The sequence below is a fragment of the Paenibacillus sp. WC2504 genome, assembly GCF_052682475.1.
The window spans coordinates 7,463,225-7,484,650 of record NZ_JBQZFH010000001.1; the positions used below are offsets into that span (position 1 = coordinate 7,463,225).

Here is a 21,426-nt window from a genome sequence, read left to right on the forward strand (position 1 = left end):
TACTTTCGGACATATCCTGTCCCTCCTCCCTATATATTTACTATAGAAATAGCCAATCCCCGGAGGTGTTCCATTTGGACAATTACCCATTAACGCTGCGCTCACTCTTCGAACGCTCCCAAAGTTTATTCCCAAAAAAAGAGGTTGTTTCACGAACAAGTACCGGCATTCACCGATATACATATGCTGATTTTGGCAGACGTTCGAAGAGATTGTCCAGTGCGCTGCAAGCGTTAGGGGTAAAGCCCGGGGATCGCATTGCTACTTTTGCCTGGAATCATCATTGGCATTTGGAGGCCTATTTCGCCATCCCTTGCATGGAAGCGGTTCTCCATACGGTTAATATTCGCCTCCCCGCCGATCATATCGCCTACATTCTCAATCATGCGGAAGATCGTTTCCTCCTCGTAGATGAGACCTTGCTGCCCATTATAGAGAAAATTCAGGATCAACTGACAACCATCGAGGGCTATATCATCATGACGGATAAAAAGGAACTGCCACCTACTTCTTTACAGCCCGTCTATGGGTATGAGAACATGATAGAGAGCGGAGATCCTCTTTATACATATCCTGAATATATAAATGAAAGCGCTCCCGCAGGGTTGTGCTATACGTCGGCCACAACGGGAAATCCCAAAGGTGTCTTGTACTCTCATCGCGGGATCTACCTGCACTCGTTGTCCATTGGGTTGGCGGATACGCTAGCTCTTTCGGAACGCGATGCGGTGCTGCCTATCGTCCCGATGTTTCACGTTAACGCCTGGGGGCTCCCCTTCGCCTCCGTCTGGTTCGGCAGCAAGCAGGTGCTTCCCGGACCGGCCCCTACGCCGGATATTCTGCTCCGCTTGATAGCGGACGAAAAGGTCACTATCGCAGCGGGCGTGCCTACGGTTTGGACAGCTGCCCTTCAAGCGCAAGAGGCGCTGCAGCTGGATTTATCATCTTTGCGCGCCGTAGTCTGCGGCGGATCTGCTGCCCCGCGCAGCCTCATTGAGAGCTACGAACAGCGGCTGAAAGTCCCGTTCTATCATGCTTACGGCATGACGGAAACTTGTCCGGTCGTTACCGTCGCCCGCCTAAAGAGCTATCAAGAAGAAGCTTCGCTTGATGAACAGTACGCCACGCGGGCCACGCAAGGACTGCTGGTACCTGGACTTGATATGAAAATCGTTGGAATGCGCGGCGAGGTAGCTTGGGACGGCAAAGAGATGGGTGAAATTTGGCTGCGAGGGCCATGGGTAGCGACCGAATACTACAAAGATGCCCGAACTGCTGAGGGCTTCCAAGATGGCTGGTTTCATAGCGGAGATATCGCGGTCATTGATCCTGAAGGTTTCGTGAAGTTGGTCGATCGGGCCAAGGATTTGGTCAAAAGCGGCGGAGAATGGATTTCCTCTCTCGACTTGGAAAATGCGTTGATGGAGCACCCGAATGTGTATGAAGCCTGTGTGATCGGCGTGCCACATCCTAAGTGGGATGAGCGGCCGCTCGCTTGCGTCGTCCTCAAAGATGCTGCTTTGCAAGCGGGGGATAAAAAGGGGCTGCTCACGTTCATCGAAGACAAGTTTGCCAAGTGGTGGATTCCGGATGATGTGGTTTTCCTACACGAAATCCCCCGTTCCTCGGTTGGAAAATTCATGAAACGCGAGCTTCGTGAACAGTATCAAACCTATTTTACAGGAGACTGAATTCTTTTGGCGGAACTGGCGAGCCAGATCGAGCATTTCGAAGCTGCTTCTGCTCATTAGCGATGCGGCAATTTCAAGATGAAGGGCAGGATGGATATGTTCGATGCATCTTTATTGAAGGATAAAGTCATTCTCATCACAGGCGGGGGTACCGGTCTTGGCCGTGCTATGGGGGAGCGTTTCCTGGAGCTGGGGGCGCGGCTTGCCATTACTAGCCGACGTGAGGAAGTATTGGCGAAGGCCGCTTCCGAGATGGATGGTGATGTGTTCTATAAAAGCTGTGATGTGCGCGATCCGCAGCAAATCGCGGAGATGGTCTATGCCGTGGAACAGCATTATGGCCGGATCGATGTTCTCATCAACAATGCGGCTGGTAATTTTGCCAGCCCGACTGAAAATTTATCTCCGCGCGCGGTGGATGCGGTGCTGAATATTGTCCTTCACGGCACGTTTTACACGACGCTGGAAGTGGGTAAACGATGGATCGAGCAAGGCACCGGCGGGACGATGCTGAACATCGTCACCTCCTATGCCTCCACAGGCTCGGCCTTCGTTGTGCCGTCGGCGGCCGCCAAAGCCGGCGTGCTCGCTTTGACGCGATCGCTTGCCGTCGAGTGGGCGCGCCACGGCATCCGGCAAGTCGCGATCGCGCCGGGGCTGTTCCCCACCGACGGCGCGTGGAGCCGGCTGGCTCCGACGCCCGAGCTGTCGGAAAAGCTGCTGAACCGCGTGCCGCTGCGGCGGGTCGGGGAAAAGGATGAGCTTGCGAACCTCGCAGCTTATCTGATTTCGGACTACGCCGGGTACATCAACGGCGAAGTCGTCACGATCGACGGCGGCGAATGGCTGCAGGGCGCCGGGCAGTTCAATGACCTGCTCGAGGTGACCGAGGAGGAGTGGATTAACCTTGCGGATATTACGCGCAAGGGGAAATCGTAGCGGACATTTGCTGCAAATAGTGCAGCAAATTCCAGGATTATCGAGATTTTCGGAGATAATCATGCATTTTGTGCAGTTAATTTCATCAATACCAGCGAAAATGGAGCAGATTCACTGAGTTTGATGTACTTTTTACATCATTCCGCTACTATAGCTGGTTCAGATGCGGATTTACTGTACTTTTTGCATGTACTGCCTCCAAGCGTACTGAAAAGCCCCTAACCTGTAAGGTCTGGGGCTTGAAAGTTATCCACAATGAACCTGATATCCGGGAACTGACATGCTCAGCCGAACTGAATTTCAATCCCCTTTTCGCTTGACTCATAAATTGCGCACAATATTTTGGTCAATTCCACACCGTCTCCGACAGGTGAAATCACCTCCTGGCGCCCCAAACAAGCTTGCACGAAATGGTCAATTTCGTTGCGGAAGCCGTCCATGAACTCGAACGAAGGATGATCGATCTGCGGCGTCACGTTGATGATCGTGTCATGCTTCTCGCTCACGATGCAGAAGTCCGGCTCGATCTCGGCACCGCCCCGATCGCCAAATATTTTCACAGCGAACTCATTCTTCATCTTTGCATGCAAGGTGAATGAAACGTCGACCATGAGCGACGCACCGTTCTCAAACCGGATAAGCGCGTTCGCCATGTCTTCCACGGTATTCTGAGAGGCATCATAATCCGCTGCCTTATAGAAGGTCAAGTTCTTAATGTGCGAGCGATTGCCCAGCTTCTTGTAGGTGTTCCCACTGACCGATTTCACCTTCGGCCGTCCCATCAAGTACCAGCACAAGTCGATGACATGAATGCCGATGTCAAAAAGCGGACCCCCGCCGGCGCGTTCCTTGTCGGCGAACCAACCGCCGGGATTGCCTAACCGGCGCAAGTAGGAAGCCTTGGCGTAGTACACCTCGCCAAGATCGCCCGCATCAATGAAGCGGCGCAGCACCTGCGCATTCGTGCCAAAGCGGCGGACGAAGCCGACCATCAGCAGCTTGCCGCTGCGGCGAACCGCTTCCTCGACGCGCAAAGCTTCTTCGACAGTCGTGCAGAGCGGTTTCTCGCATAACACGTGCTTGCCTGCCTCCAACGCGGCGATGCTCAAAGCGCCATGCGTGTTGTTCCATGTGCAGATGCTCACTGCCTCCACCTGCGGGTCGGTCAACATTTCGCGGTAGTCGGTAAAAGCAACCTTCGCACCATATTTCTGGACAGCCGCGCGCGCCCGCTCCTCGTTCATATCAACGATGCCGTAAAGCTCTACTTCAGGATGTTCCATATATGAGGTCAAATGTGCATCGGAGATGGAGCCGGCACCGATCACCGCTACTTTTAATTTCGTCATGATGTCCTCCCTAAGATGATGAATGGCATTAACCTTTTACAGCACCAGCCGTCATACCCTTCATAATTTGCTCTTGGAACAGCAGGAACACGACAATTGTCGGCAGTACAGCAATGGCAAGCGCGGCCATCGTCAGCTCGTAATCGGTCATATAACCTGTAGCAAAAGCGGACAAGCTCAGCGGAACCGTCTTCAACGCAGGCTTGCTAATAAACACCAGAGCAAACGCAAAGTCATTCCAAAACCGCAAAAAACCTAAGATCGCAACCGTCGAGAGCGCCGGTAAGCTAAGCGGCAGCATCATGCGGAAGAAAATTCCCCAATAGCCTGTGCCGTCGATCAAAGCGGCTTCCTCAATTTCTTTGGGAATGGTGACTAAATAAGCCGCAACAACGAAAATCGCAAGCGGCAGCTCAAAAGCTGCATAAGGCAGGATAAGTGCGCCGTACGTATTCAAAAGGCCTACTTTTTTCATAATAATAAATAGTGGAACTAGTGTACTATGAATCGGAATGAGCATCCCGAGCAGGAATAACCCCATGAAAAACGGCTTTAATTTGAACTCAAACCGCGATAATACAAAGGCTGCCAGAGCCCCCAGCACTAACGTCAGCACGAGAGAAGCAATCGTGACGACACTAGAATTCCAAAGCGACAGCCCCATCCCGGAAACTTTCCAGGCCCGGACAATGTTGTCCCATTTCCAAGTTAGTGGCAGCAAAAAGGGCCGCGAATAAAACTCTTCATTGGACTTCAACGCACTCATAAACAACCAAATGAGCGGGTACAACGTGACTAGCGCGTACAAACTAAGCAAAATATTAACGACGCCTCGCGTCCAAACTTTCCGTCGCTTACCTCCAGCGGGAAAACCCGTCTGCATTGATACAACCTGCTCCATAGATGTCCCTCCTGAGAGAACTCTCTTTCTAATTTCCTAATTCTAACGATAATCCCGCTTCATCAAGCGTTGGCTGCCTACAATCAAAATCAAACTAAGAATAATAATGGCTGTGGAAATCGCGCTTCCGAAGCCGAAACGATACACATTGAAGGTGCTGTTATACATATAAGAAGCCAGTAGTTCTGTTGAATGCGCCGGCCCCCCGCCTGTCATGACGTAGATAAGGTCGAAAGCCTTCAAACTTCCCGAGATACATAGGACGACAGCAACTTTGACGGTATCCCAGATCATTGGCAGCGTGACGGCAAACAATTTGCGAACCGGTCCCACGCCATCAAGCTGCGCAGCATCTTCGATTTCTGGTGAAATATTTTGTAAAGCGGCAATAAACATAATCATATAAGGTCCAATATAATTCCAGATGATCGGCACCATGAGTGCGTACATCGATACTTTCGGATCGGAAAGCCAAGCTTTCTTCCAGCCGTCCAGGCCGACGCCATCGAGCAAGAAGTTCAAGATACCGATTTGCGGATGATAAATGTAACCCCAGATGATCCCGACAACAACCGAGGAGAGCACCATAGGCATAAAAACGGAAGCACGAATGACACGTTGGAAGAACGTACTCTTCATAAGCAAAAGCGCTAAAATTAAAGCAATCGGCACTTGACCGAACACGGACGCTGCAACGATAAGCATATTGTTTTTGAACGACTTCCAGAAAATTGGATCTTGGAACACTTCTACATAGTTGTCTAATCCGATAAATTTGGCCGCTCCGATCCCTTTCCAGTCGAAAAAGCCATAGTAAGCTGACCAGAAAATCGGTACGATGACAAAAAACAGATAGAGCACTAAGGCTGGAAGAAGCCCTATAGTAATGAATCCTCTGATTCTTGCGGATACGGTCATGACTTAACTTCCCCCCTTGCTAACTTTTTTGAAAAAAGGGCTCCAGCCGAACCTGGCTGGAGTCCTATGGCCATACGTTATTTGCCGACGGCTTTCGCTTGCGCGTCTTGAATTTTCTTGGCGATATCCTCCGGCTTGCCGCCCATGAGGAGCTCTTGAAGACCATTGTTCACGACATCAGCGCTAGCGGAGCTAAGCTTGCCATCGTATACAGGAGTTTTCTTAACCGTATTCATCATTTTGTATACTTCTGCGAACAAGGAAGATACTTTTGTTGTATCCAGATCTACTTTGTAGGACACAAGCTGATTGCTTTCCAAGATAGCTTTCTGTGCTTCCGGACCAGACAACGCGTAGATCAACTCATAAGCTGCTGCTTTTTGTGCGCCAGTAACTTTTTTGCTCATTCCAAGACCTGTACCTACTACACCGGAAAGTGAGTTTGGATCCCCTTTGCCGTTAGGAACAGATGGCAGAACCGTTACAGCCATGTTAGCCAAAGCTTCTTTGGACGTATTCGCTGCCAGGTTCGGAAGCGCCCAACCGCCGTCGATCATCATAGCGGCTTTACCTTGTGCAAACATTTGTTCCATTTGAGTATTATCGATGGAGTTGAAACCATCTTGGAACGCGCCTGCTTTACCAAGCTGCTGGAGATACGTTAGCGATTGCACGAATTCTGGATCCGTGAATTTCGCTCCATTCTGATCTACAGCTTTCAAGAACCATTCCGTTCCTGTCACGCGGTCAGCCAGCGAGCTAAGAATACTGGATTGTGCTACCCATGCCGCTTTGTTACCGAGTGCGATTGGCGTTACGTTGTTCTTTTTGAACGTGTCCACCAGCTTCATCAGATCATCCCAAGTTTTTGGCGGCTGAACATTATATTTATTAAAGATTTCTTTGTTGTAGTAAAGGATCGACGTTGGGGACAAGGCCATTGGCGCAGCATACGTTTTGCCGCTGATTGTGAAATCATCGAATGATCCTGGCATGAAGCCGTTTTTCCACTCGGTTTTGCTATCAAGCAGCTCGTTGATCGGCTGAATCAAGTCACCACCGACAAATTCTTTCGTCATAACACCAGGCCACATAACGAATAGATCCGGCATTTCATTTGCTGCAGCAACCGTTTTAAGACGCGGACGGTAGCCATCGGGTGGAATCCCCTGAATATCCAGCTCCACGTTCGGGTGGTCTTTCTTGAACTTTTCCATATATTCACGCATCAATTTGGCGCGAAGATCTTCACCTGTATAGTTGTGCCAAATCGATAGTTTAACTTTCTCACCAGGTTTAGCTGCTGCTTCTGTCGACTTAGGTGCTGTGCTATCTTTGGCTACATCCGTTGTGCCACTCGCACCGCAACCAGCTAACAGCGCTAATGACATTGTGGCCGCCAATGTAACGATAAATGACTTCTTCATTCGTTGGACCCCCTAAAAGTTTCGTAAAAACTTAATCTGTAGCTCTCTTGTTACAACTTTAGTATAGGGGACATCTGTAGGAGACGGTACGGGAGAGACTTCGGCGCAAGGGGGGACATTTTTCAGTCTTTATATTTTGTCGACTACAGTCGAACCCTGTCGATATTCGGACGGTGTTTGCCCGGTATGCTTTTTAAACTGCTGCGTAAAGTACTTGATATCCTCGTATCCCACTCTTCTGGCAATATCACTGACTTTGGTTTGTGTACTTTGCAGCAGATCTACCGCGCGCTTCATCCTCTCCTGTGTGACGAATTCAATATAGGTGCATCCGGTCTCCCGTTTAAATACTTCGCTGAAATGATTCGGATTGATATGAACAAAACCCGCAACCTGCTGCAATGAAATCGGCTGATGCAAATTGTCGCGAATATAAGCGATTGACTTGTACACATATGCATACTTATTCTGATCCAATCCTTGGTGGAAAAGGTTCATAACCGCCGAGAGGATCTTAAAAATCTCCTCCTCCGGACGCCCCTCCCCTTCATAGGAAGGGAGTTTGCTAAGCGAAACTTCCGATGAATTCGCCCGCTCCAGCCAGCGGTGGCCTGCGATAATCATCGATTGCAGATAACCCTGCACCGTCATCGGCGTTGCAAAGGCATCTTCCATCAGCGCGCGTACCCGCTGGTTCACCCAATGCCGCAGGTCAGTCGCATTGCCGCTCATCAGAATGGCCGCAAGTTCAACTTCCTCCTTCTCGGTAAGTACGGTACGGCCCCCGCTTCGCTCCTGAATATCCGCCAGCGTATAAAGGCCCTGCGAGCCAAGCAGCCCTTGGTAGGCAAAAACCTCTTTAGCAGCCAGGTAGGAATCCCTCAGGCTTTCGTAATCCCGAGCAACGGTTCCAAGCGCTGCAAATGCCGTGCATTTCAACGTTTCGGTTACCCGCTTCAGCGCACTCTTCAGCCCTGCTTGATCCGTGCCGCCTTCTTCATATCGGACAACAAGCAGCAAATGCTCCTTGTTCATCAGCGTCACACACGGAAGCAGCTCGAAGAGGATATTCTGCGCTGCGCCTTGCAGCAGCTCCGTAAGCCCCGCTTCCCATCCCGATACGGAAACGAGCATCACTTGCATCGCCGAGGCCGCCCCGGATTCCGGATGAACGTCTACGCCGTTTCTGTGGAACCAGACACGCAGCTGTTCTCTTGCTTCCGCATCATCGTGCAAGCCCCGCTTTAACGCTCGGTCTAACAACTGGTTGCGCAGCGCCGCTTGCTGGAGATTCTCCTGCTTCATCGTTTCCCATTTATCCATCACGTTCTGCTTCGCTTTCAGCGCAGCTTTAATAATCTCTTCCGGGCGGCTTGTCTTCAGCAAATAATCGGTCACCCCTTCACGGAGCGCTTGTTGGGCATAGGAGAAATCATCATACCCCGTCAGGATGACGATCTCCGTGTCCGGAAGCAGCGCTTTCACTTCACGGGCAAGCTCGATCCCATCGATCCCCGGCATACGGATATCCGTCAGCACGATGTGAGGCTTTTCTTCCGCAATCCGCTCTAACGCTTCTTCCCCCGAAGATGCTGCGGGCAGCAACTCAAGCCCGAGCTCTTTCCAATCGATCACGGTACAAAGACCGGTTCTTATTATCACTTCATCGTCTACAATCAAAATTCTCATGTCGCCAGCTCCCCCGTCCCAAGCGGAATTGAAAATGATATCCGAGTTCCCATACCTAACGTACTTTCCACAACAAGGCCTGACCCAAGGCCATAATGCAGCAGCAATCGTCTGTGCACATTAATAAGTCCATAAGAGGTCACCGGCAGCTTCGCTTCTTTCGCAACTTCGGTTAGCATTCCCAATTGTTGGTTAGCCGCAACCAGCTGTCCGTGAATGTCGCGCAGCTTCGCTTCGTCCATGCCGATTCCCGTATCTTCCACGACAAATTTCATCTGATTATCGCGCAGTTCCCCATGGACGTAGACATGGCCTTTGGCTTTCTTTTTCTGAATACCATGAATGAGACTGTTCTCAATCAACGGCTGCAGCAGCAGCTTCAGCATCGTCTTTTGCAGCATTTCCGGAACAATAAAAAACTCTATCTCGAACTGATCCGGAAACCGCATGGCCTGGATATAGGCATAATTCTGGGCATGTGAAATTTCCTGCTGAACCGAGCAGAACTCTTCGCCTTTATTTAGGCTAAAACGCAAGAAATCACTAAGCGCTCCAATCATCTCTGCAATTTGACGATCCTTGTTCATAAGGGCAATCCAGTGGATCGAAGAGAGGGTATTGTACAAAAAATGCGGATTAATCTGCGCCTGAAGGGCCATAATGTCCGCTTCCTTCTTCTTCGCTTCATTTTGCTGCACTTGATCCTTCAGTCTGCCGATCCGCTCGCTCAGCTTATTGTAGCTGTGGACCAGCAGCCCGACTTCGTCGGCGCTTTTCACCTCATAGGTCGGGATCGCCTCATCGGGGTTCAAATCTTTCAACGATTTGGTCAACTTGGTTAGCGGCTTAGTCACCCATTGCAAGAAATAAAGCACTAATCCCATTGCAAGCATGAGCGCAATAACAATCGTCACCGCGGTAACGGTAAGCACGTAACCATTTTGTTTTTGGTAGATTTCTGTCGGAATGAACCCGACTAGTTTCCAGCCTAAACGAGGCATTGAGTTATACAAAACCGTGTGCGGCAATTCCCCTCTCGGCACGTTAAGCACACCATTGGTTTCCCCCAGCTTGTCTAAGTTCGGAAACACATCTCCGACCTTCCGAGCCAACCAGCCTGGTTCGCCTCCAGCAATAATTTGATTGTATTGGTCTGTCAGCATGACAAAACCGCTGCTTTCCCAACCGGCATCCGTCAAATAATGCTCAATCTCCGCTTGATCGAGCGAAAAAGCGAGCGTTCCGATCGTCCGGAACGTGCTGACATCCCGAATCGGTCTGACGAGGGTAATCACCCTCTTGGGGCCGTCCGTTGTTTGGTTCACATAAAGCGGCGACCACCATTTGGAAGTGGATTTGTAAACGGATTCATACTGTTGTAAAAGCGGATTGAGTCCCGAATTCGTAATCGTCGTTGTATATAGTACCGGATTGCCGTTTTTCGGGGTGATCGTAATGTTGGAAATGTATTTTTTGGAATAGGATAAGTTCCATAAGGTTCCGACGATTAGCGAATAACTGTTTACATCCCCTTCTGTGTTGCTTAAGTAGGTTTGAATATCTTTTTGGCCAATAAGAAAAATCGACATATTCTCTACGTCTTGAATAACGAAATCCAGCTTGTCCGTTATTTGTTTCAGGGTGTTCATGCCGGCCTGCTTCGCTTTATCTTCCGTCACTGAAGTCGCAATGCGATAGGAAACGATCCCCATAGAAAGCAGCGGTAATACGACTGCAAGTAAAATGATTAATGACAGTTTGCGTTTCAGGGACTTGGCAAACCAGCGTCTCATGGGCGATCCCCCTTCCTTTTTACTTTTACATAGTAGCATGTGCAGTGTTTGGAAATCATACTTTTCTTTAGGTAACCAAACTTTTTGTTTGATATTAGAAAAATTTATGTTACCATTTTGCTCAAGACGAGAAAGCAAAACGAACGAATTGGCACAAACCTGGCTCGACGTAGACCAAAAAGGTTGCGAAACGATTTGCGCCTATCTGAATATTTCAAAGTATACCCTCTACAGCTACTTGGATGAAAGTAAAAGTGCAGCGAAAGGGCGTGATGTTTGATGGAATCATTGGAAACAATGAAGGCATTGGAAGCGTTGGAAAAAATAGAAGGTTTTGAAACATTAGAGACCCCGAGTCTCCTCATCGATGCTGTTCGGATGGATCGCAACATTGAGGCCATGGCTGATATGGCCCGCATCCATCAAGTGAACCTGCGTCCTCATGCGAAGACGCATAAGATCCCCGCTATCGCGCTGAAGCAGATTGAAGCAGGCGCTGTCGGCATCACGGTGGCGAAAATAGCGGAAGCAGAAGTCATGGCTGCGCATGGCATTCGCAGTATTTTTGTCGCCTACCCGCTTGTGACCGCCAGCAAGATCGAACGCGCCATTCGTCTGAGCGAGCAGATCGAGCTCATTGTTGGTGTGGATAGCTTGGCAGGCGCTCAGCAATTGGAGCACATCGCCAGCCGCCATGGGCACTCCTTGCAAGTTCGGCTGGAAATCGACACAGGCCTGCGCCGCACTGGCGTCATGTACGAACAAGCAGCTGCTCTAGCGGCTGAAATTACCGGCATGCCGCACTTGCGGCTGAGCGGCATCTACACCTTCCGCGGCTCCCTGCTTGCCGGCAAGCCGACGCTTGACGTTGCCGCAGCCGGCAAGGAAGAAGGCACGTTGATGGCGCAGCTCGCCGAGCACCTCAGAACACAGGGCATCGCGATCACGGATGTCAGCGTGGGCTCAACGCCAACCGCTGCCTACGCCGCGGCAGTTGAAGGCGTGACCGAGGTGCGCCCGGGCACCTACGTGTTCCACGACAGGATGCAGGCACGGCTAGGTGTCTGCAGCTTGGAAGACTGCGCGGGCAGCGTGCTCGTCACCGTCGTCAGCCGTCCCTCGGCTGACCTCGCGATCGTCGACGGCGGCAGCAAAACCTTCGCCACCGACATTCAGCCGGGCACTGAGCCCCTGCAGCTGAAGGGCTTCGGGCACATCCTGGGGCTTGCGGATGCGACGCTTGCCCGCTTAACAGAGGAACATGGCATGATTGAGCTAGGGCCGCTAGCCCAAGCAGCCAACCTGCAAATAGGCGATAAGCTGCGCATTATTCCAAATCATATTTGCAGCACCGTCAACTTGCACAATCATGTGGTGATGCAGCGTGGGAATACTTACACACGTACACTTGTACTTGCTCGAGGAATGCTGGAATAAGTTCTGCCTCGCGTCAAGTTAAACCACCGACCCGTAAAACAGAAACACATAGAAACAGGAGGTCAATCGCATGTCGAACATTGAACAACGCCTGCAAGAACTAGGGATTACGCTCCCTCCATCCCCTGAACCGCGGTTTACATACATTCCTTGCAATCAAACTGGGAATCTCATCTATTTGTCCGGTCAAGACTGCCGAATTAACGGAGAATTGATGTATGAGGGCAAGCTTGGCCGTGAAGTGACGATTGAGCAAGGACAAGCGGCAGCACGCCAAACCATCATTAACTGCCTAGCGGTAATGAAGGGATATCTCGGTGATTTGGACCGAGTCGTTAAAATCGTGAAGATGCTCGCTTTCGTCAACAGCGCACCGGGTTTTGGAGAACAGCCTTATGTCATCAACGGCGCGTCCGATTTATTAGTCGCTGTGTTCGGCGAAAAGGGCAAGCATGCCCGCTCCGCCATCGGCACAAGCGATCTGCCGTTTCACACACCGGTGGAGATCGAGCTGATCGTTGAAGTGCGGGATTAAACAGATAGACCAGCCAGGTGAGCGCAAATAGGCGACTAGAAAATCCGCCGTTAAGGTTAATGCCGAATGCTCCATCTATTTTCCGCGTTTGGCCCACTTTTTTCCACTCAAGTGGAATTTCTGGCGCTAATTTTGCCATATCTAACAGTCTCTACACTGCACCCAGTGATTTAGATGGAATTTGCCCAGCTATTTCCCCCACCCGGCAGAAACGGTACAGATTAACGGCATTAATTCCATCTATTCCACTCTACACGCCGTGTAACAAACACAAAAACAAAAACAGGCCTGAGGAAATACCCTCAGGCCTATTCCGCTGCTCTCATACACGGAATCGAGCAATCAAGCCCTGCAAGTCCCCGGCCATGCTGCTCAGCACGGAGGCCGAGGAGACAATCTCCTCCATACTCGCATACTGTCCCTCGATATTGGAGGAGACGTTGCGCGCACCGGAAGCGGTCTGTCCCGCGACTTCGTCAATACCGCGAATCACGTCAACGGCTGCGCTCGTTTTCGTGGAGATAGCGGCCGAGCTGGCGGCCACTTCCGCAATCTGGCGAGCGACATCGTCCATCGCATCGCTGATGCGCAGGAACGTTGCCTGTGCTACGCCGACAACCTCAAGACCCGTCTCCACCTCTTGGCTTCCCGCCTGGGTGGAGTTCATAACCACGCTTGTTTCTTCTTGTATACTCGAAACAAGCTGAGTAACTTCTTCAGCCGCCGCTCCCGTCTGAAGAGCCAGTTTGCGGACTTCGTCGGCGACGACCGCAAAGCCTTTGCCAGCTGCCCCTGCTCGCGCAGCTTCAATGGAAGCATTCAGTGCGAGCATGTTGGTTTGTCTCGCAATACCGGCAATAATCGCGTTCGCCTGCACGATTTGCTCAGAACGCTCCCCAAGTCGCTGAACAGATTCAACAAGCACCTTCATCTTCTGAGAGATAGCTTGCATTTGGGTAATCGCCGTCTCAACGGCTGTGTTACCTGCGCCAGCGGCCTCCAATGCTAGTAAAGACTGCTGGTTGGCCGATTGTGTGACGCCCACGATTTGAATAACCGCTGCCGACATTTCTTCCATGATGGAAACGCCTTGCTGCACACTTCGTACCTGCGCATCCGTCCCCGTCGAAATCTCTTGAATCGTATAAGTAATCCGCTCCGAAGACTCACTAACCTGCTCCGCATTATTGCTCAGCGCATCAGAAGCAGCGGCTACATGCTGAGCACTGCTCCCCACCTGACTGATTAAACTGTGAAGATTAGCTTTCATCCCATTAAAGGCCATAGCCAAATCCCTTAATTCGTCTCTATTGCTCACGTAGATGCTGCCGGTCGATAAATCGCAGTCCGCAATCCTTTCTGCAGCTCTCACCATAGAACGTATTGGATTCACAATCGTCCGCGATAATAAGAGGCCAATCGCCAGCGCAAATAAGAATGCAGCTACACTAACCCAAATCAACGTTCGCACAGTCGATTGCACGACGTCATGATTGCGTGCCGTGTCCACTTCCTGAACGGCTTTTTCCAACTCTTCGATCTTCGCTGCAGACTGCGTTAACGTTTCTGTCGTGGGAATCGCCCACTGCATCGCTTCAGCTTTGGCCAAATCGACATTCCCTTTATCCGCATATTCCGCCACTTTATTAACTAGACGCATAAACGTTTGGTTAGAATCCGCCATGGACTGGATCGCGCCCTGCTCGTCCTCATTTTTGGCAAACTCATTCATTTGTCCAATAATATCAGATAGCCCTGCATTCGTGTCCGTTAAAAACTTCTCTTTCTCTTTCGTCGGATTAAGCACATAACCTAGCAGCAGGCTGTTCTGTAGTTGCGTCTTCTCTTTAATCTCTGCAACATGCTGAAGAATCGTTACATGATCGTTCAAAAGCTTAGAATAAGAACGATCCACTTTATTCAAATAGGTGTAGGACAAGCTGCTAGTCACGGCAACAAGTAATGAAACAATAACGAAGGTCCCTACAATTTTGCCTCTCAAAGAAATTGAAAACCTCTTTTTTTCCTGCATACATGGGCCCCCTTTTTATGTAGCAACCGCTTTCAATTGTCTTCGTAAAATAACAGGCTGCCCCTTTACGCGACAGCCTGCTATCCTTTTGCTTTCTTATTTAGAGTTCATGTATTTGCGCATATCGAACGCTACCGCAGCCACGATGATAACACCTTTAATGATTAGCTGCCAGTAAGGGCTGATTCCGATAAACGTCAAACCGTAGTTGATTACGCTGAAAATCAATACCCCTGCAAGTACGCCGGGAACCGTTCCGATACCACCGGATGTCGATACGCCGCCGACTACGCAAGCTGCAATCGCATCAAGCTCGTACATGTTTCCGTAGTTGTTCGTTGCACCGCCGGTTCTTGCCGCTTCCAGCACCCCAGCCAATCCGTACAAAGCACCCGCGATGGAGTAAATGTAAATCAGGTAACGGTTAACGTTAATCCCCGAAACAACTGCAGCATGAATGTTGCCGCCGATTGCGTACATGTATTTACCCAGCTTGGTTTTGTTGAACACGATCCAAACGATAATCGCTACAGCGATAGCAATAATAACAATATAAGGTAATGAGTACGTGGCATCAGAGCCAATAGAACCTGTTCCTAGTTTACTAAAATCGGGTCTCAAGCCACCGATAGGCTGGGACTGATTCGGTTTCATATCGAAGTATAAGGAGTTGGCACCGTATACGGCAACCATCGTTCCTAGTGTTGCGATGAAAGGTGGAACCTTCAATTTAGCGACGATAATTCCATTAATAAGACCAACCAAAAGACCAGCTACAATCGCAATGATAATTGGAACAAGCAGTGGCAAGTGCGGTAGATCCGGGAAAAATCTGCGGCCATAATCCTGCGTTTGCAGCATGGATGCCGAGATAACGGCCGTCAAACCGACAATCCGTCCAGTCGATAAGTCGGTGCCTCCCGTGATCAAGATGAACGCAGCACCCAAAGCAATAATGACACGTGTGGATGACTGCAGCAAAATGTCACGTAGAATACTAACGGATAAAAAGCGCGGATCATAAATTGCGATCCCAATAACGAGCACGACCAATACGATGTAGATTGCGTATTTGGTCACGAACCCACTAATGTCTCTAGATTTTAATGTTTCTGTTTTTGTACTCATGGTTTCTTGGCCCCCCATTTATGCCATATGCTGTGCAGCAAGGCGCATGATCTCTTCTTCTGTTGCTTTATTTCCTTCTACGATCCCCGTAAGGCGTCCTTCACACATGACCATGATTCGGTCTGACATCCCCAGCAGCTCGGGCATTTCAGAAGAGATCATGATAATACTTTTCCCCTGCTTCGCAAGGTCAGCAATGATGGAATAAATCTCAAACTTCGCTCCTACGTCAATTCCGCGTGTCGGCTCATCCAGCAGGAGCACGTCCGGCTCTGTAAGCAGCCATCTGGCCAAGAGCACCTTTTGCTGGTTACCACCAGAAAGGTTTTTGATCAACGCATGCATGTTCGGCGTTTTCACCCGAAGCATCTCAATGCTTTTCTCTACTTCGACTTTCCGTTTCGCCTCTTGAATGAATCCGAGTGGGTTCATGTATCGGCCTAAATTCGCAATGACCGTATTCTCAAGCACGGACAACACCGGGAAAATCCCTGTCACGCGGCGCTCTTCCGTAAGCAGCGCGATTTTGTGCTTAATGGCATCGATCGGCGATTTCAGCTTTACTTGCTTGCCATGAATCGAAATTTGGCCGGATGCAACACCGCGTAGTCCAAACAAAGCTTCCATCAGTTCCGTCCGCTGTGCGCCAACCAAACCGCCCACGCCAAGAATTTCTCCCTTTCGAAGGTCGAAAGAAACATTTTTAAAAGATCTTGGAATGACCGAAGTCAGTCCCTCAACACTCATTAATACACCATTCGGTACATTGCTTCGTTCAGGGAAACGCTCTTTGAGATCACGTCCAACCATTTTCGAGATGATCATATCGGTTGTCAGCTCTGAAGATGGCCACGTCCCAATCTTAGTTCCGTCACGCATAATCGTTACTTCATCCGAGATTTCAAGAATTTCTTCCATTTTATGTGAAATATAGATGATCGAGACGCCACGACTTTTCAGGTCGCGAATGATGCGAAATAGCTGTTCAACTTCATTTCCTGTTAATGACGAAGTCGGCTCATCCATAACAATGACTTTCGAATTGAAAGAAACGGCTTTGGCAATTTCAATGGACTGCACTTTTGAAACCGACAAGGTGCCAACGAGTGTGTCCGGTTTAATATCCATTTGGAGCTGTTCAAACAACTTTTCTGTATCTCTGCGCATCTTCTTGTGATCCACTAATTTCAATGGCCCGATCCCTTTTTCCGGGAAGCGGCCCAACCAAATGTTCTCCATCACGTTGCGATGAGGAACCGGGTGCAGCTCTTGATGAATCATGGAAATGCCGTTTGCTAACGCATCCTTGGAATTAAGGATGGACACGGTCTCGCCGTTCAGTTTGATCTCTCCGCCATCCGGCTTGTAGATGCCGAATAAGCATTTCATCAACGTCGATTTACCAGCCCCGTTTTCTCCCATCAAAGCATGCACGCTTCCTGGGCGAACTTTCAGGGTAACGTTATCCAGCGCCTTGACGCCGGGGAACTCTTTGGAGATTTGATTCATTTCCAGTAAATACTCATGTAATGTCATGGTAACTCCCCCTACCAGCTCACGATAATCCCCACAAAGTGAAGCCATTGTTCTAATCCTGTTTCTCTGTCTCTTTGCACGGGTTTCCAAATAAGAAGGCAAGAGCGGATAACTGCTCTTGCCCGCTTCTATTCGGATTACTTCGCTTCGTTCATGTTCGCTTTAGTAATCTTTTTGTAGGAAATCCAAACATATTTACCGTCTGTTACATCGTAGCCAGTCGTTTCCTTGCTTGGTGTTTGACCGTTAGCAAGAGCAGTTGCTACGTTCGTTGTTGCAGCACCTTGGTTTTTCGCATCGTTCAGAACAGTTCCGAGCAATGTGCCATCGCTAAGTGCTTGAAGCGCAGGAGCCGTAGCGTCAACGCCTACAACCGGCAAGAATTTATTGTCTTTGAAGTAACCTTTTGCTTTCAAAGCTTCGATAGCCCCAAGAGCCATATCGTCGTTGTTCGCAAGAACAGCTTCAATTTTGTTTTCACTGGAAGCTAGGAAAGCTGCCATTTTTTCTTGACCTTTTACACGATCCCACATCGCTGTATCTTCTGCTACTTTCTCTACGCCAAGACCAGCATCTGTGATCGCTTGGATGGAGAACTTCGTGCGAAGCTCAGCATCTTGGTGTCCTGGTTCGCCTTTCAGCATAACGTATTGAATTTTGCCGTCTTTGTTTTTGTCCGCTTCCGGGTGAGCTTTGAAGTAGTCAACAAGCAATTGGCCTTCCATTGTTCCGGATTGCTCAGCTTTCGCGCCTACGTAGTAAACTTTATCCCATTTCTTCATATCGTCAGCCAGGGGCTCACGGTTCAAGAAGACAACCGGTACGTTAGCTGTTTTTGCTTTATCGATGATAACGCCTGCTGCTGTACGGTCAACCGCGTTGATCGCAAGAGCGTTTACTTTTTTCGTGATGAAAAGGTCAACTTTATCATTTTGTGTTGGTTGTGAGTTTTGGCTGTCTACGATATCCACAGTTGCTTTGTCTTTCGCTGCATCAGCGATCGCCGCGCGAACACCGGACATGAATGTATCGTCAAATTTATAAATAGCTACACCGATTGTTGGTTTTTTGCCGTCTGTTTTAGCAGGAGCTGCTGTTGCCGCTGCGCCAGCGCTTGCTGCCGGAGCTTGAGATGCTGCAGGTTTTTCTGTTTTAGCGCCACATCCTGTTACGGTTGCAACCAAAGCACTCGCTACTGCAAGGGTAATCAATTTTTTCAAGGTAAGACCCTCCCTAAAAGGTTGTTTTGTTTGTTTATTTACATTTCTAAATATACGGCATGCGGACTACGAAACAAATGCAATATCCTCATATCTTCTATCGAAATTCTCATCACTTTATAAACGGAAATAGCAATTTTTGATTATCCGACCAAAACATATTGTTAAGGTCGATGGCCTTAATCCCTGTATCTACACGGCTCGGAATCTTCTTCCCACGCGAGGCTTCAACCGCATTTTTGACGCCTAAATAGCCGATGCTGAACGGATTTTGAATGATCGTCGCTTGGATGACGCCTTCCTGCAATAGCTCCAACTCTTCCGATGTGCTGTCAAATGTGATGATTTTCACTTTATCTTGCAGATTCATTCGCTGAATCGCGTCGGCAACGCCAATGGAGGAGATTTCATTCAGGGCAACAATCCCGTCCAAATGCGGATACTTCTCAATGATGCCTTGTGTAAGCTGATCCGCCGTCCCCCGGTCGGTCATACTGTATACCTTGGCGATGACCTTTATGGTCGGATATTTCGATATTTCATCCAAGAGCCCTTGCTCCCGAAGCTCCGTATTGCGCTCTCCTTGTTTAAAGCTGACAATCGCGATATTTCCTTTGGGTCCGGCAAGCTTGACTAATTGCTGGCCTGCCATTTGCCCGGCTTCGTAATTGTTGGCGCCTATGAAGCTTCTTGCTTTGCGGGACTCCACTTCCGAGTCGATCGCGACAACAGGAATGCCTCGCCCCTCGGCATCGTCTACAACTCCCGACAATTCCTTATAGTCGTTAGCTGCGAGCACAATGGCGTCAGGACCGCTATTAACGGATTGCTCCATTAAGGCGATCTGCCCCTTAACATCCCCTTCATCGTCCGGCGCCCTGAAATCCAAAGTCACATTAAATTCCTTCGCGGCGACTTCCGCTCCCATTTTAACCGTTTTCCAATAATCCCCGTTCTGGCTTCTAAGCACTACTTCCAAATGCTTCTTCTTCTCGGTGGGTGCAGTTTCCGTCTCCGTATTGCGCATACAGGAGGACATGGAGAACGCAGCGGCCAATATGGCGAATACGAGGGGGCCAAGTTTCATTGTTTTATCCATCGCTGATCCTCCCTATTCATCTTCCAATATGGCTGGAATCCAGATTTTCACGACTGTTCCTTCTTCAAGCTCGCTTTCCACCTTAACGCCATAATCCACGCCAAAATACAGCTGAATCCGCTCATGCACATTACGCAGACCAACACCTGAGCCCTTATCGCTTTTCACCGAACCAATCATAATGTTCTTAAGTGTTTCTTCCGACATCCCTACACCGTTGTCCTGAACCTGGAGCTGTATTTTATCTCCAATTTTTCTGGCTGATATGTGAATATGACCTTCGTCCACCATATACTCGATGCCATGATAAAGCGAATTTTCTACAAACGGCTGCAAAATTAACTTTAGCGTTTTATAAGGCAGCACTTCTTCATCCACTTCAATGTCATAATCGAACTTGTCCTTATACCTCATCTTTTGGATGATTAAATAGTTCCGAATATGCTCGATCTCATCTGCAATCGTAATGATATTCTTCCCTTTGCTGAGCGAAATCCGAAAAAACTTGGACAAGGAGGTAATCGTCGTGACAACCTCTTCGTTTTTCCCGTTCCCGACCATCCGAACCACGGAATTGAGCGTATTATACAAAAAATGCGGATTAATCTGCGACTGCAGCACCTCAAGCTCGTTCTTTCTCTTGATCTCTTGCTCATGAATATTTTGATCCATCAGCTCGCGCACCCTGGAAACCATGAGATTGAACCTTCGTGAAAGCTGCTCCACTTCATCTGCGCCACGAACATGTATGTACGTGTCAAAATGCCCCTTCTCAACCATTTCCATTGATTTCTTAAGCCGTTTGATCGGCTTGGAAATGCGCGCTGACATGAAGGAGGAGATGAGCAAAATAAAAATAAGAACAATGACCAACAGCCAAATCATAAACGTGCTGATTTCCTTGCGAGTCGTGATCATTTCATCCATATACGAGACCCCGATAATTTTCCAACCGATATTATTAACGGTCCTAACGACATTAAGCCGGGGCTCCCCCTCGCTGACATCCATATACTTGCCGTAGGAGAACTTAAGCGCCTGCTCTACATTCTCATACTTTAAGCCAATATAAATAAGCTGCTGCTGAGGATGGTACACAATGTTGCCGGCCGAATCGTCAATGATGTACACGTAACCTTTTTTGCCTAAGGAAACCGTACGGAACACGTCATCCAGCGTTTTAAAATTCACGTCCACCAGAAGCACCGCATCCTCCCACTTCCCGCCATGTTCAATGGAGACTCCTTTACTCATCGAAACAACCCACCGGTATGGTTCTTTGAATAGGTTCTGAATATGCGGCAGCGAAAAGGAAAGATGGTTCGGATTGTCCAAAGCGGACTTAAACCAGGACTGTTCAATCAGTCTCGTATTTTTGCGCATGCCAGCATTCTGGAGCCCCGTAATCAGCTCGCCATCCGCAGCAAATAAATTAATGGAGACAATATCCTCGCGGGTGCTTGCGATCGTTTCCAACTGTTCCGTCAGCTTGTCGGAGGGGATGCCGCGGCTTTTGGCAATCTTGGCATCGACCACCTCGAACGTGTCCGCCATGCCTTTTATATAATTTTCCAAGTTAAACTGGACCTGTTCTACAATCTGCTGTGTATTTAAAAAGGCACTTTCCTCCGCGGTCTTGGAGAACTTATTGTATAGCACCAGTGAAATGATCAGCATAACGGTCACTGTGATGAAAATAAAAGACATCGTAATCGCAAACTGGATGCTTTTC

16 protein-coding genes are annotated in these 21,426 nt (G+C 49.2%); 4 read left to right on the forward strand and 12 right to left on the reverse strand.

Features of this window, described 5'->3' with window-relative positions:
* Nucleotides 1–74: 74 nt before the first annotated feature.
* On the forward strand, nt 75–1,691 hold the full coding sequence (locus ACUN27_RS34075) for a long-chain fatty acid--CoA ligase (RefSeq protein ID WP_445560384.1): 1,617 nt from the start codon (nt 75–77) through the stop codon (nt 1,689–1,691).
* A gap of 96 nt (nt 1,692–1,787) precedes the next feature.
* Nucleotides 1,788–2,630, forward strand: a complete 843-nt coding sequence (locus tag ACUN27_RS34080) for an SDR family oxidoreductase (protein WP_315956053.1) — start codon at nt 1,788–1,790, stop codon at nt 2,628–2,630.
* A 284-nt stretch (nt 2,631–2,914) separates the two neighbouring features.
* Here the strand turns inward: ACUN27_RS34080 and ACUN27_RS34085 are convergent, their stop codons facing one another.
* The 6 genes from ACUN27_RS34085 to ACUN27_RS34110 form a co-directional block, all read right to left on the reverse strand.
* On the reverse strand, nt 2,915–3,979 hold the full coding sequence (locus ACUN27_RS34085) for a Gfo/Idh/MocA family protein (protein WP_445560385.1): 1,065 nt from the start codon (nt 3,977–3,979) through the stop codon (nt 2,915–2,917).
* A gap of 28 nt (nt 3,980–4,007) precedes the next feature.
* Nucleotides 4,008–4,880 (reverse strand): carbohydrate ABC transporter permease, encoded by an 873-nt coding sequence (locus ACUN27_RS34090; RefSeq protein WP_445560386.1) that lies wholly within the window; start codon nt 4,878–4,880, stop codon nt 4,008–4,010.
* Between the two features lie 42 nt (nt 4,881–4,922).
* Complete coding sequence (locus ACUN27_RS34095) at nt 4,923–5,798, reverse strand: carbohydrate ABC transporter permease (RefSeq protein WP_127458203.1); 876 nt, start codon at nt 5,796–5,798, stop codon at nt 4,923–4,925.
* 77 nt (nt 5,799–5,875) lie between these two features.
* Nucleotides 5,876–7,225: an extracellular solute-binding protein gene (locus ACUN27_RS34100; RefSeq protein ID WP_315956028.1), complete on the reverse strand. Its 1,350-nt coding sequence runs from the start codon at nt 7,223–7,225 to the stop codon at nt 5,876–5,878.
* A gap of 129 nt (nt 7,226–7,354) precedes the next feature.
* Nucleotides 7,355–8,914 carry a response regulator transcription factor gene (locus ACUN27_RS34105; protein WP_445560387.1) on the reverse strand — a complete coding sequence of 520 codons (1,560 nt, stop codon included), beginning with the start codon at nt 8,912–8,914 and terminating at the stop codon, nt 7,355–7,357.
* Nucleotides 8,911–10,707: a cache domain-containing sensor histidine kinase gene (locus ACUN27_RS34110; protein ID WP_326061332.1), complete on the reverse strand. Its 1,797-nt coding sequence runs from the start codon at nt 10,705–10,707 to the stop codon at nt 8,911–8,913. Before ACUN27_RS34110 ends, ACUN27_RS34105 begins: the two co-directional genes overlap by 4 nt.
* Before the next feature lie 279 nt (nt 10,708–10,986).
* Here ACUN27_RS34110 and ACUN27_RS34115 point away from each other — a divergent pair, with 279 nt between their 5' ends.
* A complete protein-coding gene (locus ACUN27_RS34115; RefSeq protein WP_445560388.1) occupies nt 10,987–12,144 on the forward strand; it encodes an alanine racemase in 1,158 nt (385 codons plus the stop codon).
* A gap of 70 nt (nt 12,145–12,214) precedes the next feature.
* On the forward strand, nt 12,215–12,679 hold the full coding sequence (locus ACUN27_RS34120) for a RidA family protein (protein ID WP_445560389.1): 465 nt from the start codon (nt 12,215–12,217) through the stop codon (nt 12,677–12,679).
* A gap of 322 nt (nt 12,680–13,001) precedes the next feature.
* Here the strand turns inward: ACUN27_RS34120 and ACUN27_RS34125 are convergent, their stop codons facing one another.
* The 6 genes from ACUN27_RS34125 to ACUN27_RS34150 all read right to left on the reverse strand — a co-directional run bounded on the left by ACUN27_RS34125 (nt 13,002) and on the right by ACUN27_RS34150 (nt 21,401).
* Nucleotides 13,002–14,711 (reverse strand): methyl-accepting chemotaxis protein, encoded by a 1,710-nt coding sequence (locus tag ACUN27_RS34125; RefSeq protein WP_315956032.1) that lies wholly within the window; start codon nt 14,709–14,711, stop codon nt 13,002–13,004.
* Nucleotides 14,712–14,807: 96 nt separating this feature from the next.
* Entirely contained in the window at nt 14,808–15,839 is a 1,032-nt protein-coding gene (gene mglC, locus ACUN27_RS34130) for a galactose/methyl galactoside ABC transporter permease MglC (RefSeq protein WP_315956033.1), read from the reverse strand.
* Nucleotides 15,840–15,857: 18 nt separating this feature from the next.
* Nucleotides 15,858–17,375 (reverse strand): sugar ABC transporter ATP-binding protein, encoded by a 1,518-nt coding sequence (locus ACUN27_RS34135; RefSeq protein ID WP_157325961.1) that lies wholly within the window; start codon nt 17,373–17,375, stop codon nt 15,858–15,860.
* A gap of 137 nt (nt 17,376–17,512) precedes the next feature.
* Nucleotides 17,513–18,595, reverse strand: a complete 1,083-nt coding sequence (locus ACUN27_RS34140; RefSeq protein ID WP_315956034.1) for a galactose ABC transporter substrate-binding protein — start codon at nt 18,593–18,595, stop codon at nt 17,513–17,515.
* A 112-nt stretch (nt 18,596–18,707) separates the two neighbouring features.
* A complete protein-coding gene (locus ACUN27_RS34145) occupies nt 18,708–19,694 on the reverse strand; it encodes a substrate-binding domain-containing protein (protein ID WP_445560390.1) in 987 nt (328 codons plus the stop codon).
* Nucleotides 19,695–19,706: 12 nt separating this feature from the next.
* A complete protein-coding gene (locus tag ACUN27_RS34150) occupies nt 19,707–21,401 on the reverse strand; it encodes a cache domain-containing sensor histidine kinase (protein ID WP_445560697.1) in 1,695 nt (564 codons plus the stop codon).
* Nucleotides 21,402–21,426 lie beyond the last annotated feature (25 nt).

Excerpts from the sequence above, each read along its gene's own strand:
- ACUN27_RS34080 (WP_315956053.1), top strand. The coding sequence starts at position 1,788 with ATGTTCGATGCATCTTTATTGAAGGATAAAGTCATTCTCATCACAGGC.
- ACUN27_RS34085 (WP_445560385.1), bottom strand. The coding sequence starts at position 3,979 with ATGACGAAATTAAAAGTAGCGGTGATCGGTGCCGGCTCCATCTCCGAT.
- ACUN27_RS34090 (WP_445560386.1), bottom strand. The coding sequence starts at position 4,880 with ATGGAGCAGGTTGTATCAATGCAGACGGGTTTTCCCGCTGGAGGTAAG.
- ACUN27_RS34095 (WP_127458203.1), bottom strand. The coding sequence starts at position 5,798 with ATGACCGTATCCGCAAGAATCAGAGGATTCATTACTATAGGGCTTCTT.
- ACUN27_RS34100 (WP_315956028.1), bottom strand. The coding sequence starts at position 7,225 with ATGAAGAAGTCATTTATCGTTACATTGGCGGCCACAATGTCATTAGCG.
- ACUN27_RS34105 (WP_445560387.1), bottom strand. The coding sequence starts at position 8,914 with ATGAGAATTTTGATTGTAGACGATGAAGTGATAATAAGAACCGGTCTT.
- ACUN27_RS34110 (WP_326061332.1), bottom strand. The coding sequence starts at position 10,707 with ATGAGACGCTGGTTTGCCAAGTCCCTGAAACGCAAACTGTCATTAATC.
- ACUN27_RS34115 (WP_445560388.1), top strand. The coding sequence starts at position 10,987 with ATGGAATCATTGGAAACAATGAAGGCATTGGAAGCGTTGGAAAAAATA.
- ACUN27_RS34120 (WP_445560389.1), top strand. The coding sequence starts at position 12,215 with ATGTCGAACATTGAACAACGCCTGCAAGAACTAGGGATTACGCTCCCT.
- ACUN27_RS34125 (WP_315956032.1), bottom strand. The coding sequence starts at position 14,711 with ATGCAGGAAAAAAAGAGGTTTTCAATTTCTTTGAGAGGCAAAATTGTA.
- mglC (WP_315956033.1), bottom strand. The coding sequence starts at position 15,839 with ATGAGTACAAAAACAGAAACATTAAAATCTAGAGACATTAGTGGGTTC.
- ACUN27_RS34135 (WP_157325961.1), bottom strand. The coding sequence starts at position 17,375 with ATGACATTACATGAGTATTTACTGGAAATGAATCAAATCTCCAAAGAG.
- ACUN27_RS34145 (WP_445560390.1), bottom strand. The coding sequence starts at position 19,694 with ATGGATAAAACAATGAAACTTGGCCCCCTCGTATTCGCCATATTGGCC.
- ACUN27_RS34150 (WP_445560697.1), bottom strand. The coding sequence starts at position 21,401 with ATGTCTTTTATTTTCATCACAGTGACCGTTATGCTGATCATTTCACTG.